Raw genomic sequence first — 15,258 nt, forward strand, 5'->3', positions numbered from 1 at the left:
CTTCACGACTCGAAACCCTGGGCTTCTTTGACATGGACATTCCCGACGACGTTCGCCTTGGTGTTCGCGCTCCCACGCCTCTGACCGCCGCGGCAACGACGGCGCGGACTCCAGCCACGCGCAACGCCAAGCAGGCCGTGACCGAGCTGCTGCGCCAACTGCCCGACGACTGCACCCTGGAAGACATCCAATATCACCTCTATGTGATGGCGAAGGCCGAGCGCGGACGCGAGGACATCGCCCAGGGACGCGGTTATCTCAACAACGAAGCCAAGCAGCGGCTGGATCGATGGCTGGAGAGCTGATCTGGTCGCGCGCGGCGCTCGACGACATCGAGGCCATCGCTGCCTTCGTCGCCCGTGATTCGGCCATCCAGGCTCGGCGGCTGGTCGAGCACGTCTTTCAGGGCGCCGAGCGCCTGCTCGCCCGCCCCACGCTCGATCAGCGACGCGCGCCGGCTCAAAGCGAAGGGATGCGCGACTACAGCATCCAGGGATTGCGCGTGCTCTACGAGCTACAGGGCGATGACGTGCATATCCTCGGCGTCGTGATCGGAGCACGCGCCACCGAGGCTTGAGCCGCAGAGCCGTTGCGGATTTCCGTTCCGACTCCGCGAGCGCCATGGTCCACGGCGAAGGCGCTCCGATCCCAGTCCATGACGGCATCGGGACTTGCGACCTGAAGTCGGTGGCCGCATTGATCGTGCAAGACTCGACACCTGACAGAGGCGGCTGATGAGCCTGATCCAACCCACCCGAGTGGCCTTCGACGACCCGGATCTCAGGAACAAGCGCGCGGCACTGGTCGCCGAGCTGCGTACCTTCCTGCCGGACGATTCGGTGCTGGAGCGCGAGGAAGAAGTCCGCCCCTACGAGTGCGACGGACTCTCGGCCTATCGTCAACTGCCGCTGCTGGTGGTGCTGCCGCGCACGGTCGCCGAAGTCCAGCGTATCCTGCGGCTCTGCCATGAACGCCGGGTCCCCGTAGTGGCACGCGGAGCCGGAACCGGACTCTCGGGCGGCGCCCTCCCCCTCCCCGATGGACTCCTGCTCAGTCTGGCGCGCTTCAACCGGATCCTGGAACTCGACCCGATCGGACGCACCGCCCGCGTCCAGCCCGGTGTGCGCAATCTCGCCATCAGCGAAGCGGTGTGTCCGCAGGGTCTCTACTATGCCCCGGACCCATCGAGCCAGATCGCCTGCACCATCGGCGGCAACGTGGCCGAGAACTCGGGCGGGGTGCACTGTCTCAAATACGGACTCACGGTCCACAACGTGCTGTCCGTCACCTTCGTCACACTGGAGGGCGAGCTGATCGAACTCGGCTCGGCGGCGCTCGACTCGGCCGGTTACGACCTGCTCGCGCTCTTCGTCGGCTCGGAGGGGATGCTCGGGGTCATGGTCGAGGCGCGGGTCAAGCTGCTACCGATCCCGGAGCGCGCCCAGGCGCTGCTGGCCGCCTTCGACGATGTGGAACGCGCCGGACGCGCCGTCGGCGACATCATCGCCGCCGGCATCATCCCGGCCGGACTGGAAATGATGGACGGCCCGGCGATCCAGGCCGCCGAGGACTTCGTTCACGCCGGCTATCCGACCGAGGCGGCGGCGATCCTGCTCTGCGAACTCGACGGCACCAACCAGGAGGTCTCCGAGCAGGTCATGCAGGTACGCAATCTCCTGCTCGACAGCGGCGCGACCGAGGTTCGGACATCACAGAACGAAGCCGAGCGACTGCGCTTCTGGCAGGGGCGCAAAGCGGCCTTCCCCGCCGTCGGTCGCATCTCACCCGACTACTACTGCATGGACGGCACCATCCCGCGCCGCGCCCTGCCCGAGGTGTTGCGGCGCACCGCCGAGCTGTCCCAGGAATACGGACTGCGCGTGGCCAACGTCTTCCATGCCGGCGACGGCAATCTGCATCCGCTGATCCTGTTCGACGCCAACCAGCCCGGCGAACTGGAGCGCACCGAGGAACTGGGCGGACGCCTGCTGGAACTGTGCGTCGAGGTCGGCGGCACCATCACCGGCGAGCATGGCGTGGGCATCGAGAAGATCAATCAGATGTGCGTCCAGTTCACGCCCGAGGAACTGCGCCAGTTCCACGCCGTCAAGGCTGCCTTCGACCCGCTCGGCCTGCTCAATCCGGGCAAGGGCGTGCCGACCCCGAGACGCTGCTCGGAGTATCGGCTGAGTACTCCGGCCGCATCCGGTCAACCGTGCCAACATCATCCACGTCCGGCAGCGTTGTCCTGATCATACCCATCGAGCCGCAGGGGTTCCGGTTCCGGCTTGGGCCGGTCCAGCCAGGGACTCGGACGGGCGAAGCCCTGCCAGCCCCAGCGCAGCCAGTCGAGCAGCCGCACCGCCAGCCACAGCGCCCAGACGAGCATGAGTGCGCGATAGACCCACAACGGTACTGAGACGACCCAGAGCTCCGGCAGACGCGGGCCGCCGCGATCCTGATACCAGTTCAACAGGGTCGCACTGGAACCATGACCGCGAATCCACATCTCGGGATGGCCGAGCAACCCCTGCTGGACTGCGCCGATCAGGGCCGACAGCGCCAGAAGCGTGAGCAGTACCAACCCGAACTGAGCCAGATTGAAGCGCCACCAGACCAGGGACGCCGTCTTCAAACGCTGGCGCCAGCCAAGCGCGAACAGCCAGCCGCCGATCAGCAGCGCCACCCAGACCTCGGACAGCGCCAGCCCCAGACCGAGCAGCAGCCAGTCGTACCAGCGCAGCGGCGTCAGATGCAGGCGCCCGAGTACCAGCGCCACGCCGGCCAGTACCACGAACAGCCCCCAGAACAGCACCGCCGGCCCGATCCCCGGCCCCCAGGCGAACAACACCCAGCGGTCGTCGGGCAGGCGAAGGCGCTGAGTGAGATTGACCGCCGTCTGCCCCAGATCCGGACTGGCCGGGCTGAAGCTCGCTGTCAGCGGCGCGTCCAGACGCCAGCCGATGCGCATCTCCTGCGTGCCGGGCACCAGCGGCAGCTCGACCTGTGTCGTCCGGTCGCTTGGCAGCGGCAGGGTGCGGCCATCCACACTCAGGGTTCTTGTCTCGGCGCCCTCGGGCAACTGGAGCTGGTAGACACCGCCCTGGGTACTCCGTGCCGTGATGGTCAGCGTCGTGTCCGTCCCGCGTCGCCCCGGCTCGACCTGGACATCGACCCGGTCGAGCGTCAGCGTGGGTCCGGGCACACCCTCGGGACGGCTGATGCGCAGGCGCAGGGACTCGCCGGGCAGCGGGCGCCAGTGCGGCAGCCAGCGCTCGCCCTGGCCCCGGTGATGGATTGGGGCCAGATCCATGCTGTCCAGATGCCAGATCGGGCTGAGATCCAGCCACCAGGATTCGGTCAGGCGCGGATCTGTACTGGCCGTCAAGGCGAGTTCGGCCACCGGCTTGAGGCTGGAGGTCCAGCGCAGCTCGGTCTGTCCCGGAGCGAGTGCGACCCGGACCTGTCCCGCTTCGACCTGGAGTGCGGCTGTCTGAACCGATTCGCCCGGCAGCAGCGGCACCGGAACCAGCGCCGGAAAATCGGGCGCCGAGAGCCGGCTGACCCGCGTCTCGACCCGCCAGTCGAGCCCGAACTCGAGCCGACGTTCGATCAGGAGCAGCGGCGGCAGGGCGTCCTGAGTCAGCGGCCGCTCGCCCCCGGAGTCGGCGCCGGCCAGACGGATCAGTTGGATCTGGCGTCCGGGCCGGCCATCGGTGCGGATGCCCTCGATCCGCCAGCCGTCGGCCGCAACGACCTCGACCCGGCGCGGATCGAGCGCCAGCGGCAGATCGATGCGCGTCTCGGCGCCGAGCGCGCCGGTCAGTTGCAATCGATGCCGGCCCGGATCGAGCGGAACCAGCAGACGCCCATCGCTGTCACGGCGCAGACGTTCCAGCACGACGCCATCGAGGACCACCGAACTCGGCGACCAGCCCGAGCGGGCATCCAGGATCTCGGCCGCCATGGCGGTCGCGGCGTCCAGGGTCAGATCCAGGGTCAAACGCTCCGGCTCGGCGCTCAGGGCGAGGCTGGAGAGCGTCAGACACTCGGGCAGACACTCGGGTGGTGCCAGCAGACGCGTGCGCAGTTCGTCCAGGAGAGCGGGGCTCGGAAAGTCGGCGGCCAGGGTCGGTCGCGGGGTCAGCGTCATCCCCAGGATCAGGACCAGGGCCAGCAGCGACAGCGGCGTACCGGCGCGAAATCCGGCCTGCCAGCGCCGTTTCAGGTTCGCGCCTGAGAGATTCAGGTCCGACAGGCGCAGTCCCAGGGCCACCAGCAGCAGTCCGCCGATGATCACCAGTATCAGACGCCAGCCCGGTGTCAGCCACCAGAGTCGCGCTCCATCGCTCGGACCAACGGGGCCGGTCCAGCTCAGATCGACCTGACGCCACTGCCAGTCCGGGATACCCGGTCCGGTCTGGACCAGCGCCTTGGGATCGAGCCGTTCCAGAGGCGGCGGTGGCGCGGCTGGACGTGCCAGCGACGAGGGAGCGTAGACCTTGCTTTCGCGACGTGCCATCCCGGGTTCAGCCGGGGCGGACAGCGTCGCCGCATCCGGCAATGCTTCATCGAAGGCGAAGCTGGGCGTCGGTGCCGGCATCCGGGCGCCCACCACGCCGCCGCCCGAACTCCAATACGGTTGGGCGAGCTGTGGATACAGTCCGCTGCGAACCTCGGAGACCAGGAAAGGCAGACTGATCGCCAGCAGCACGAGCACCGCCAGCCGCCGATACCAGAGCACGACAGTGCGCCAGCGCGCCAGTCCGTGCGATTCGCTCTGATCGGGCAACAGACGCAACAGCGCGGCGGCCGCCAGCAGATGCAGCCACACCAGACGCGGCGCACCGGGTTCGAGCCAGATGAGCGCCAGCGTCACGAGCGCCAGCGCGCCCCAGCCCAGCCCCCACAGACGCCCGACGCCGAGCGCCAGGATCAGCACCAGAAACAGATCGAGCAAGGTCCAGCGCGCCAGCCAGGTGTCGGGACGATTGTCGACCCCGGAGACGGCCACCAGATCCCAGCCCGGCGGCAGATGCAGCCGGCTGGTCGCCCCGTCGAGCGCCAGCGACCAGCCCGAGGCCGGTATCCAGTCGGATTTGGCGTCGAGACGGCTGTCAGCGACCAGATCCAGGCGACCGCGTCGCACCTCGACACCGGGCGGTGACTCGGCGTTGAGCCGGGTGATGAGCACCGGCTCGTCATCGACCCGCGCCTGCCCCAGATCGAGACCGGGCGCGGCCTCCAGCCGCCAGCTTCGCGTCAGGTCGCCGTTGAGACGGTCGCGCGCGCTATAGCCCTGTCCATCGAAGTCGAGCCAGATCTCGCGCGCGAGTCGCAGTCGATCCGGCTCAGGGTCCGTGTCGCCGCGTCCCTGCTCGGTGAAGGTGAGGACCGCGCCTGGGCCGGCCGCATAGACCGGCAGCCGCGCCCAATCACCCGGAAGCCCGGTCTGGCTCGGGTCGAGCCGCTCCAGGCCGGACAGCTCGACCCGACGGCGCTCGGGCTGGGCGGCGAAGGCCCAGACCTCGCGCTCGGGCCAGGGCGCGGTCAGGTCGGTCGGGCGCGACAGTCGGGTCACGGCGCCTGGATGATGGCTCGCGACCTCCAGCACCCAGCGTCCGGGACGCACCTGGACGCGCAGCGTCCCGTCCGGCTCCAGGCGGGTCGGCAGAGGACTGACGACATTCGCGGGGATGCCGTCGGGCAGCAGGACCGGACCGAGCCGGATCTCGCGCGCGCGCCCGGAGACCTCCAGTTCAAGTCGGGTCAGGACGCGCAGCGGCAGGTCGTCGTCGAGGCGCCGATAGACCTCCAGCCGCAGACGATCGCCCTCCCCGTCCGCGCGCGTCTGGCCGGGATCGCGCAGCCAAAGGCGTGCGTCCCGGTCCAGTCGCGGCGAGATCGGCGCACGTCCATCGAGCGCCAGAGTCAGGAGTCCGGTCTCGGGGGGCAGCGGCAGGGATTCGGGACGCTCGCGCCACTGGAAGCGTCCGGTCAGACGATGCCGGCCGGCAGGCAGCCGCGCCGATGGACGTCCGTCGCGCGCCGTGACCGGCAGTGGTTCCGCGTCGGCGCGCACGTCCTGCGGCCAGAGATCGACGTCGCCCGGCAGCGAAACCCAATCCTCGGCCTTCAGCTCCCAGACCTGCTCGAAACGGCCGCCCCGAGCGTCCAGTTCGAGCTGCAACAGACCCGGCCAGGCACAGAGCCGGCTCACACCACGCGCATCCAGCGGACAGGCGCGCCGATCGCGGCCGTTCGGTCCCTGCTCCAGCACCCAGGGTACCCAGGGTTCGAGTGCGTCAGGGATCGATATCCCGATGCGCTCATCGCTACCCGATCGAGTCGTGGACTCAGCGGGCTGCAACAGGGCTTGAGCCTCGGCACGCGCCAGCGGCAGCACGAACAGCAGAAGAACCACCCATACGGCAAACCGTCCGGGGCTGGAACCTGACATATCTGGACCTCGTCGGGTTGAGTCGAACCTCGCCATGATTGGAGACGAGCATAGCATGAGGCGATGAGAGCGGACGGCGAGCGCCCCTTCAGGGCGCTCCCCCAGACCGATAGCCGACATGACAGCATGTGCTGGAGTATGCCACCATCCAGGACGGTGATCCGAGGTCAAGCCGCTACACGCTCACACTGTACTTGCACTGACGCATGCCAAACTCCAACCCCATCAAAGCCGTCATCCTCGCCGGCGGGCTGGGCTCCCGCATCGTCGAGGAATCGCATCTGCGGCCCAAGCCCATGATCGAGATCGGCGGGATGCCGATCCTGTGGCATATCATGAAGCTCTACGCCCATCACGGCGTGACCGACTTCGTCGTCTGCTGTGGCTACAAGGGCTACATCATCAAGGAATACTTCGCCAACTATTTCCTGCACATGTCGGACGTCACCATCGATCTGGCCCACAACCGGCTCGAAGTCCACCAGCATCAGGCCGAGCCCTGGCGGGTGACGCTGGTCGACACCGGCGCCGAAACCCAGACCGGCGGGCGTCTGAAGCGGGTCGCGGCCTATCTGCGCGATCAGGAGGCATTCTGTTTCACCTATGGTGACGGGCTGAGCGATGTCGACATCCGGGCGCTCATCGCCTTCCATCGTGAACATGGACGCTGGGCGACCGTCACCGCCGTACCCGCGCCTGGGCGGTATGGCGCCATCGAGCGTGCCGGGTCGACCGTCACCGGTTTCATCGAAAAGCCGCGCGGTGGGGATGGGCTGATCAACGGCGGTTTCTTCGTGCTCTCGCCACGCTGTATCGAACTCATTGCCAATGACCGGACCAGTTGGGAGATCGACACGCTGCCCCAGCTCAGTACTCAAGGGCAGCTCATGGCGTTCGAGCACCAGGGTTTCTGGCAACCGATGGATACCCTGCGCGACAAGAACCATCTCGAGTCCCTGTGGGCCTCGGGCCGCGCGCCCTGGAAGTGCTGGACCGAACGACATGAATCCTGAATTCTGGCGACGGCGTCGCGTCTTCATCACCGGACATACCGGCTTCAAGGGTGGCTGGCTGGCGCTCTGGCTGGCCGAATTGGGGGCTGAGGTTTACGGCTATGCGCTCGAACCGCCGACTACGCCCAATCTGTTCACCGTCGCGCGTCTGACTGACGGCTTGTCGGGGCATGTCATCGGCGACGTGCGCGATCCGCCGGTCCTGAACCGGGCCATCCTGGACGCCGAACCCGAGATCGTCTTCCATCTCGCCGCCCAACCGCTGGTGCGCGCGGGCTATGCCGATCCGGTCGCGACCTATGCCGTCAATGTCATGGGGACCGTACATCTGCTGGAGGCCGTGCGCCTGTGTCCGAGCGTGCGGGCCGTGGTCGTGGTGACGACCGACAAATGCTACGACAACCGCGAATGGGTCTGGCCCTATCGCGAAAACGATCCGCTCGGCGGCCATGACCCCTACTCCAGCAGCAAGGCCGCCGCCGAACTGGCGACGCAGGCGTATCGGAGCGCCTTTCTCGCCGAGGCCGGCGTCCAGGTCGCCAGTGTGCGCGCCGGCAACGTCATCGGCGGTGGCGACTGGGCGCAGGATCGGCTGATCCCCGATGTGCTGCGCGCGCTCGATGCCGGCGAAGCAGTGCGCCTGCGCGCACCCCAGTCGATCCGCCCCTGGCAGCATGTGCTCGAACCGCTCGCCGGCTATCTGAGTCTGGCCGAGCGTCTCCACGCCCAGGAGAGCGGGATGGCAGCCGCCTGGAACTTCGGCCCGGATCCGGGCGACGCCTGGCCGGTCGAGCAGGTCGTGCGCCGGCTGTGCGAACGGACCCAGGGACGCTGGCAATCCGATCCAGTCCCCGGACCACGCGAGTCGATGCGCCTCGATCTCGACAGCACCCAGGCCCGCACCCGGCTCGGCTGGCGTCCGCGCTGGCCGCTGGAGCGCGCCCTGGAGTACACGCTCGCCTGGCATCAAGCCTGGCGTTCGCAGGCCGATATGCGAGTTGTCACCCGCGAGCAGATCCGCGACTATCAGACCCCAATGCCATAACGTCGACCGCCGTTGCCGCTCACCATGTCTCAACGCTTTCGTCTTCAGCCAACCGCACTTGCCGGCGTCGTCGTCGTCGAGCGCCAGCCGATCGCCGACGAGCGCGGCTGGTTCGAACGGCTGTTCTGCGCCCGCGAGCTGGAGTCGGTCACGCACGGCCAACCCATCGTGCAGATCAATCGCAGCCTCACCCATCGGCGCGGCACCGTGCGCGGCTTGCATTACCAGCACCCGCCGCACGCCGAGACCAAGATCGTCACCTGTCTGCGCGGCGAAATCTTCGATGTCGCAGTCGATCTGCGCGCCGGTTCGCCGACTTTTCTGCACTGGCATGGCGAACGGCTCAGTGCCGCTGATGGGCGGATGCTGGTGATTCCCGAGGGCTGTGCGCATGGGTTTCAGACGCTGAGCGATGACGCGGAACTGTTTTACCTGAATACAGCCGAGTATGTGCCCGCCAGCGAGAGCGGGCTGCACCCTGAGGATCCCCGGCTCGATGTTCGCTGGCCTGGGCCGATCACGCAGCTCTCGTCCCGCGATCGCGGGCATCCACCGCTCGACCCACAATTCGAAGGGCTATCGTTGTGAGCAAGCGATGCTTACCGCCGTGGCCAGACGCCGGGCCGGATGAAACGACTTTCCGGGTACATGACCTGACATGAAGTCCCGTATCGCCGTTACAGGTGCAACTGGTTTTCTCGGGCAGCATGTCATCAACCACCTGCTCGACTCAGGCATCGAAGCCGTCGCCACGGCCCGAACCCCTTCAGGAGCGAGCAACCGCTGCTGTTTCGTGCCTCTTGACATCGCCAACCCGCCGCCGGATGCGTTCGAGCGATTGGGCGCTCCCGAAGTACTGATTCATCTGGCCTGGCACGGTTTGCCCAACTACCGCTCACGCCATCATTTCGAGCAGGGACTGCCTCATCATTACGGCTTCTTGAAAGGCCTGATCGAAGCCGGGCTGCAAAAGCTCGTGGTGGCCGGAACCTGCTTTGAGTACGGCCTGCAAAGTGGTGCGCTCTCCGAGCAGACGCCGACCGATCCCTGTACCGCCTATGGCTTCGCCAAGGACGCCCTGCGCCGTCAGCTGGAGTATCTGACGGCCGAACACGCCACACAGCTCGTCTGGACGCGGCTGTTTTACCTCTGGGGCGAAGGACAGGCATCCGGTTCACTGTATGCGCAACTCTCGGTAGCGGCACAGCGTGGCGAACCACAGTTCAAGATGTCAGGCGGGGAGCAGTTGCGCGACTACCTGCACGTTGCCGAGGCCGCGCGCCATCTCGTAACGCTGGCCATGCGACCGTGCGCCTTCAGTCTGATCAATCTTTGTTCCGGACGCCCGATTTCGATACGCCGCCTGGTTGAACGCTGGATCAGCGAACAGGGCTGGACGATCCGGCCCCAGTTTGGTTGCTATCCTTATCCAGACTATGAGCCGCTGGCCTTTTGGGGCGATGCGGCGCGGCTGAACCAAACCGTTTCCGTCTGAAACGCTCAAGATTTATCTGACGCGGTCGATACAGCGTCCGACATGTCCCAGATCCGTTTCGAGAACGCACGATAGCACGCAAACATGCCGGCGGTGCCTGCTTGAACACACACATCGACCAGATTCCAACGCCTTCACAGCTCAAGACACTGATCGGCGGCCGCGCTGTTCACATCTGGGGCGCCCGGCACGACGGCTATGCGGCGTACCATGTTTTGAACCGTCATGGCATCGATATCCAGGCTTTCATCGATTCCAGTCTGGCGCTCCAAGGGCAGCGTGTCTTTGGCAAGGATATTCAGCTCCCGGAACCCTTTTTCGCTACCGAAACACCGCAAACGGCCTTTATCCTGATCGCATCCGGATTCCATGCCGACGCCATTGTTCAGGACTGTCAGCGTCATGGCTTCCAGGTCGGGCGGGATGTCGTGATCCAGGGCGATTTGCGACTGTTCAACTATCAGGTCGACATTGCCGGAAGCTGCAATCTGCGCTGCATCTCCTGTCCGCGCGGCAACTTCGACACCCATCGCCCCAAGGGTTTCATGTCGGCAGAGACCTATCGCGCTCTGCTCGACAAGATCCTGCGTGACGATCCCTACACGGGCATCATCACGCTCTACAACTGGGGCGAGCCGCTGCTCAATCGCGAGCTGCCCGAAATTCTCGCACTCACCCACTCGCGTGGTCTGCTCTCAGCCCTGTCGAGCAACCTGAGCTTCAAACTCGACTTCGAGCCGGTCATCGCCGCACGTCCGACCTGGTTCCGCATTTCGGTATCCGGCTGGGGCGAACGCTACGAGATCACGCACACCGGCGGAAACTGGGCGCGCCTGATGGAGAACATCCGCCGTCTGGCTGAGTATCGTGATCGGCATCATCCCGGGATGCTGGTCGAGGTGTTCTACCATCTCTATAACGACAACCGCGACGACATCCACCGCTGGCAAGCGTTGTGTGACGAGTTGGGATTCATGCTACGTTATCGTCATGCAGCACTGGCCCCATTGGACAACATCGAAGCCATTCTCGAAGGACGCGCGGTCAACGAACGTGTTCGGCGCACCATGGCGCTGCAACAGCTTCAGGTCGGGGAGGTCATGGAGCTGGCGCTGGCCGAACGCCACCGGCCCTGCTACTACGAGCGCCATCTCTGGATCAATTGGAATCTGGAGGTTGCGCACTGTATGGAATGGTATCGACCCGATCTCAACCTCGTGCCCGGAAGCTTCATGGATACCACACCTGAACAGCTGATCGCCGCGCGCGAGGCCAGTGAATTCTGTATGCGCTGCAAGGAGCGCGGCATCCATCGCTGCTTCATCGTCTACAGCGACGAGCGGCTGATCATCGAGCGCGACCGTCTGCCGATTGCGGCTGGAGACGCCTGACATGGACTGGGATCGGTTGCGTCTGCACGCCGCTTTCGGCACGCGCGAGGTGTGGATCTGGGGCGCCATGATCGTGGGCCAAGGAGTTTGCCGCGCCCTGCAGCGTGCGGGCATGACGGTCGCCGGTTTCATCGATTCCAGTCCAGCCATGCAGGGGCAGACGGCACTCGGCTATCCGGTTAGCGCGCCTGAGACCGTGCTGGAGCGGGTACGCAACGCAGAAGCCTTCATCATCATCGGTTCGGGGCATCACGATCAGACCATTGAGGACCGCTGTCGTGCGCATGGCCTGACCGCTGAGCGCGATTATCTGTCTTCACGCCGGCTCAATGACATCGATCCCAGCATCGACGTCTCCGGGATGTGCAATCTGCACTGCATCTCGTGCCCGCAAGGCAATCTCAGCGACCGACCGCCGACAGGTTTCATGAGGCTGGACGCCTACACGGCGATCCTTGGCAAGCTGCTCGACGAGCTGCCGTTTCTGGGCAGCATCCAGCTCTACGCCTGGGGTGAGCCCTTGTTGAATCGCCAACTGCCCGACATGATTGCGGCGACTCGCGAGGCGCAGGTGTTGAGCGCGATTTCGACCAATCTGAAGACTGCGCGCGATCTGGAGGCCGTGGTGACCGCCCGCCCCGACTGGATCAAGGTCTCGGCGTCCGGCTATGGTGCAAGCTATGCCATCGGTCACACCGGCGGGGATTGGGATCGGTTTCTCGCCAATCTGCACCGGCTCTCACGACTGCGCGCGCGTCATCATCCTGAGCTACAGATCGTTCTCAACTACCATCTCTACCGCCACAGTCTTGGCGAGAGCTATCGTGCGATGCGCGCGTTGTGCGATGAACTCGGATTCATCTTTCGGCCCAACATGGCCTATCTCTACTCGCTCGACAACGTGCTCGACTATGTCGAGGGTCGACCGCTCTCGCCCGAGGCCGAGCGCACACTGGAACTGATGCTGCTCGACATCGACAGCGGATTGGAGCGCGCCCGCCGGCGTCGGCACCATCCCTGTCCCGAGGAGCGCTGTCTGCCCATCAACTGGGATGGACGGGTGCGCTTCTGTGGGGTCTATTTCAAGCCGTTCATCGCGGATGATTTTCTGGCCACGCCGTTGAGTGAGATCCTGGCCCGTCGACAGGGCAGCGAATTTTGTCGGCGCTGCATGAGTCATGGACTGCATCACTACACCGCCGTGTACCTGGAAGAACGCCTCCTTGCGGCTGGCGGTGAGTCGGCTCAGCAAACGGATGTCGACGCCGATGACTGATACGGCTCACATCCTGGAGCCGGTGCGTCGCGCCGCCGCTGAACGCCCCATCTGGATCTGGGGGGCCGGCAATCAGGGGCGCGGGATCGGCTCGGTGTTGCGGGAACAGGGGGTCGAGCTGAGCGGATTCGTCGATCAGGCGGCCGAGCGGTTGGCGTCGCAGGTCATGGGACTGCCGGTGCGGCTGCCGACCGCTGTGCTTGATGCCGCGCCCCCCCAGCCGCGACCTTTCGTGATCATCGCCTCCTGGTTCTTCGAGGCCGAGATCGCCGATCAGCTTCAGGCGGCTGGATTCGTCGAGTCAGAGGACTTCATCGGCTATGCGCGCCTCAAGCCGGTGGATTACTCGGTCGATATCGTCGGCGTGTGCAATCTCAAGTGTCTGGCGTGTCCGCGCGCCAGCCGCGCGCCCGGTCCGGGCAAACAGGGACTGATGCCGCTCGCCACCTTTCGCGCCGTGCTGGACAAGATCCTGACCGAAAGCCCCTTCGTCGGTAATCTCCAGCTCTATCAATGGGGCGAGCCGGTATTGCATCCGCAACTGCCCGAGATCATCGAATACGCCCGCGAGCGTGGGGTCTTGTGCGCCATTTCCAGCAATCTCAACGCTGACGCGGACTATGCCCGCATCGTTGCGGCACGCCCCGAATGGCTGCGGATCTCGGCTTCGGGCTGGGGTGATGACTATGAGATCGCGCATACGCGCGGGCACTGGCCGCGCTTTCTCGCCCATCTGCGCGAGGTCGCGCGCCTACGCCGTGTGCTCTACCCATCGATGAAGATCGAGTTGTATTACCATCTCTACCGGCATAGTTTGGGCGAAGGGCTGGAGCGGTTTCGGGAGCTTTGTGAGGAGCTGGAGCTGGAACTGCGGCCGATTCCGGCCTATCTGATCTCGCTCGACGATGTACTGGGCTATTGCGAGGGGCGTTCCCTGCCCGAGCCGGCACGGCAGGCGGCTGAACGGTTGGTGGTGAGTCTGGATGATGGGCTTGCCGCCGCGTACCGACAGCGTCATCTGGCCTGTGACGTGCTTCGGTGCGTCAATATCAACTGGGATGCCTCGGTCAGTCAGTGCATGCTCTACTACGATACGGCCGATAACAGCGTGGCGCCGAATTATCTGGACGTTTCGCTGGAGCAGATTCAGGTGCGGCGTCATCGCGCCGAGCTCTGCCGGCGTTGCAGCCGATTTGGGCTGCATCGGTATTGCGCGTCCTATGCGCAGATGGCACCGAACAGCGGGGTGAGTGCGCCGTGAATATTCGGGTTCTGCATCTTGCGCCTCACTACGGCGGCGGTGTCGGCACCGTGGTTCGCGCTCTGATCGCTGAGAGCCGGCGTCTTGGCGGTTATACGCACCGTCTGGCTTGTCTCGAAGCCGCGAGTGAGATCACCCGCAGTTGGGCCGGCCGGCTCGGCGTCGGGCTGGCGGATCGATTGCATTGGGATGATGCGGCACTCCAGCAGGTGTTGCGCGACACGGATCTGGTCCATCTGCACTGGTGGCATCATCCGTTGCTCAACGCCATGATGCATCGCTGGGATCTGCCGCCGTTTCGCTGTGTGCTCTGGACGCATGTCAACGGACATCATCCGCCGCAGAATTTTCCGCCTGGACTGATCGATTATCCGGATCTGCTGGTTTTGGCGACGTCCTGGAGCCTGAAGGCACCAGCCTTGGCCGAGGCGGTGACCCAGGGGCGGGATATCCGGGTCGTGCGTAGCAGTGCCGGTCTTCCGCAGATGCCGCCGCGTGTCGAGCGGGGGGATGGTCCGGTACAGGTTGGCTATGTCGGGACGGTCGATCCGATCAAGATGCATCCGGATTTTATCCGGCTGTGCCTGGAAGCGGATATTCCGGGACGTATCGTGGTGGCCGGCGGTCCTTGTCATGAGGATTTGCGCGCCGCCGCCAAGTCGGCCGGAGCCGAGGATCGCTTCGAGATTTTAGGTCCGATCGACGATGTTCCGACGCTGATGAGTCGTCTGGACGTCTTGGCCTATCCGCTCAATTCGCAGCATTACGGGACCGGGGAACAGGTTCTACTGGAGTCGGTGGCGGCCGGGGTTCTGCCCGTGGTGTTGGGAACAGAGAACGAGCGCGAAACGCTGGATCTGTTGGGATGCGGTTTGAGCGCAGAGACCGAAGAAGACTTCGTCACTTTGCTCCGTCAGATTACGACTGATACGACGATCTTGCGCCGTGAATACAGGCGTTGCGCAGCGCTATCAGATAGCGAGCTGGACCTTAACAAAATCACGACGGCCTGGCATCGGATTTACGATCAGGTATTTGAATTCCCCTCTAAGCCGCACCGCATTTGCGGCATTGATCGTGCCAACCCCCGCCCGCATGAATTACTGCTTGCGTCCTGCCAAGGCACCAAGCTCGCTGATTTATATTCACGGCTTATAAAACACGCCACCTTCGATGAAGAAGATTGGCAGGACATCCCCATGGGGTGTCTTGCCAAGACACGCGGCTCCTGTTTCCATTACGAAAAATTTTACGATGATCCGGCGCTGAAGCAGATCGCAGAAGCATTCAAGCCGAGGCTTGCAAGGTAAATTACTG

The 15,258-nt window shown here is 64.9% G+C and carries 12 protein-coding genes; 11 read left to right on the forward strand and 1 reads right to left on the reverse strand.

What is annotated here, in order from left to right; translation table 11 throughout:
• Positions 1–32: 32 nt before the first annotated feature.
• The 3 genes from ALVIN_RS09595 (at position 33) to ALVIN_RS09605 (ending at position 2,252) form a co-directional block, all read left to right on the forward strand.
• Complete coding sequence (locus ALVIN_RS09595; protein WP_012971126.1) at positions 33–305, forward strand: hypothetical protein; 273 nt, start codon at positions 33–35, stop codon at positions 303–305.
• Positions 290–577, forward strand: coding sequence for a type II toxin-antitoxin system RelE/ParE family toxin (locus ALVIN_RS09600; RefSeq protein ID WP_012971127.1), 288 nt, complete (start codon positions 290–292; stop codon positions 575–577). Before ALVIN_RS09595 ends, ALVIN_RS09600 begins: the two co-directional genes overlap by 16 nt.
• 157 nt (positions 578–734) lie before the next feature.
• Positions 735–2,252 (forward strand): FAD-linked oxidase C-terminal domain-containing protein, encoded by a 1,518-nt coding sequence (locus ALVIN_RS09605; protein WP_012971128.1) that lies wholly within the window; start codon positions 735–737, stop codon positions 2,250–2,252.
• On the opposite strand, the gene ALVIN_RS09610 is transcribed toward ALVIN_RS09605, so the two are convergent.
• A complete protein-coding gene (locus ALVIN_RS09610; protein ID WP_012971129.1) occupies positions 2,225–6,460 on the reverse strand; it encodes a translocation/assembly module TamB domain-containing protein in 4,236 nt (1,411 codons plus the stop codon). The genes ALVIN_RS09605 and ALVIN_RS09610 overlap by 28 nt on opposite strands.
• Positions 6,461–6,666: 206 nt before the next feature.
• Between ALVIN_RS09610 and rfbF the strand changes: the two genes are divergently transcribed.
• The 8 genes from rfbF (at position 6,667) to ALVIN_RS09655 (ending at position 15,251) form a co-directional block, all read left to right on the forward strand.
• Complete coding sequence (rfbF, locus tag ALVIN_RS09615) at positions 6,667–7,473, forward strand: glucose-1-phosphate cytidylyltransferase (RefSeq protein WP_012971130.1); 807 nt, start codon at positions 6,667–6,669, stop codon at positions 7,471–7,473.
• Positions 7,463–8,518: a CDP-glucose 4,6-dehydratase gene (gene rfbG, locus ALVIN_RS09620; RefSeq protein ID WP_012971131.1), complete on the forward strand. Its 1,056-nt coding sequence runs from the start codon at positions 7,463–7,465 to the stop codon at positions 8,516–8,518. Before rfbF ends, rfbG begins: the two co-directional genes overlap by 11 nt.
• A gap of 24 nt (positions 8,519–8,542) precedes the next feature.
• Entirely contained in the window at positions 8,543–9,106 is a 564-nt protein-coding gene (gene rfbC, locus ALVIN_RS09625) for a dTDP-4-dehydrorhamnose 3,5-epimerase (protein ID WP_012971132.1), read from the forward strand.
• Positions 9,107–9,176: 70 nt separating this feature from the next.
• Complete coding sequence (locus tag ALVIN_RS09630) at positions 9,177–10,013, forward strand: NAD-dependent epimerase/dehydratase family protein (protein WP_012971133.1); 837 nt, start codon at positions 9,177–9,179, stop codon at positions 10,011–10,013.
• A gap of 101 nt (positions 10,014–10,114) precedes the next feature.
• Positions 10,115–11,404, forward strand: coding sequence for a radical SAM protein (locus ALVIN_RS09635; protein WP_012971134.1), 1,290 nt, complete (start codon positions 10,115–10,117; stop codon positions 11,402–11,404).
• 1 nt (position 11,405) lies between these two features.
• Entirely contained in the window at positions 11,406–12,680 is a 1,275-nt protein-coding gene (locus ALVIN_RS09640) for a radical SAM domain-containing protein (protein WP_012971135.1), read from the forward strand.
• The gene (locus ALVIN_RS09645; RefSeq protein ID WP_012971136.1) at positions 12,673–13,941 is read left to right on the forward strand and encodes a radical SAM domain-containing protein; all 1,269 of its coding nucleotides are present in this window, start codon (positions 12,673–12,675) and stop codon (positions 13,939–13,941) included. The genes ALVIN_RS09640 and ALVIN_RS09645 overlap by 8 nt, the downstream gene beginning before the upstream one ends.
• On the forward strand, positions 13,938–15,251 hold the full coding sequence (locus tag ALVIN_RS09655; RefSeq protein WP_012971137.1) for a glycosyltransferase: 1,314 nt from the start codon (positions 13,938–13,940) through the stop codon (positions 15,249–15,251). Before ALVIN_RS09645 ends, ALVIN_RS09655 begins: the two co-directional genes overlap by 4 nt.
• Positions 15,252–15,258: the final 7 nt, after the last annotated feature.

Source organism: Allochromatium vinosum DSM 180 (genome assembly GCF_000025485.1).
Lineage (GTDB): Bacteria > Pseudomonadota > Gammaproteobacteria > Chromatiales > Chromatiaceae > Thermochromatium > Thermochromatium vinosum.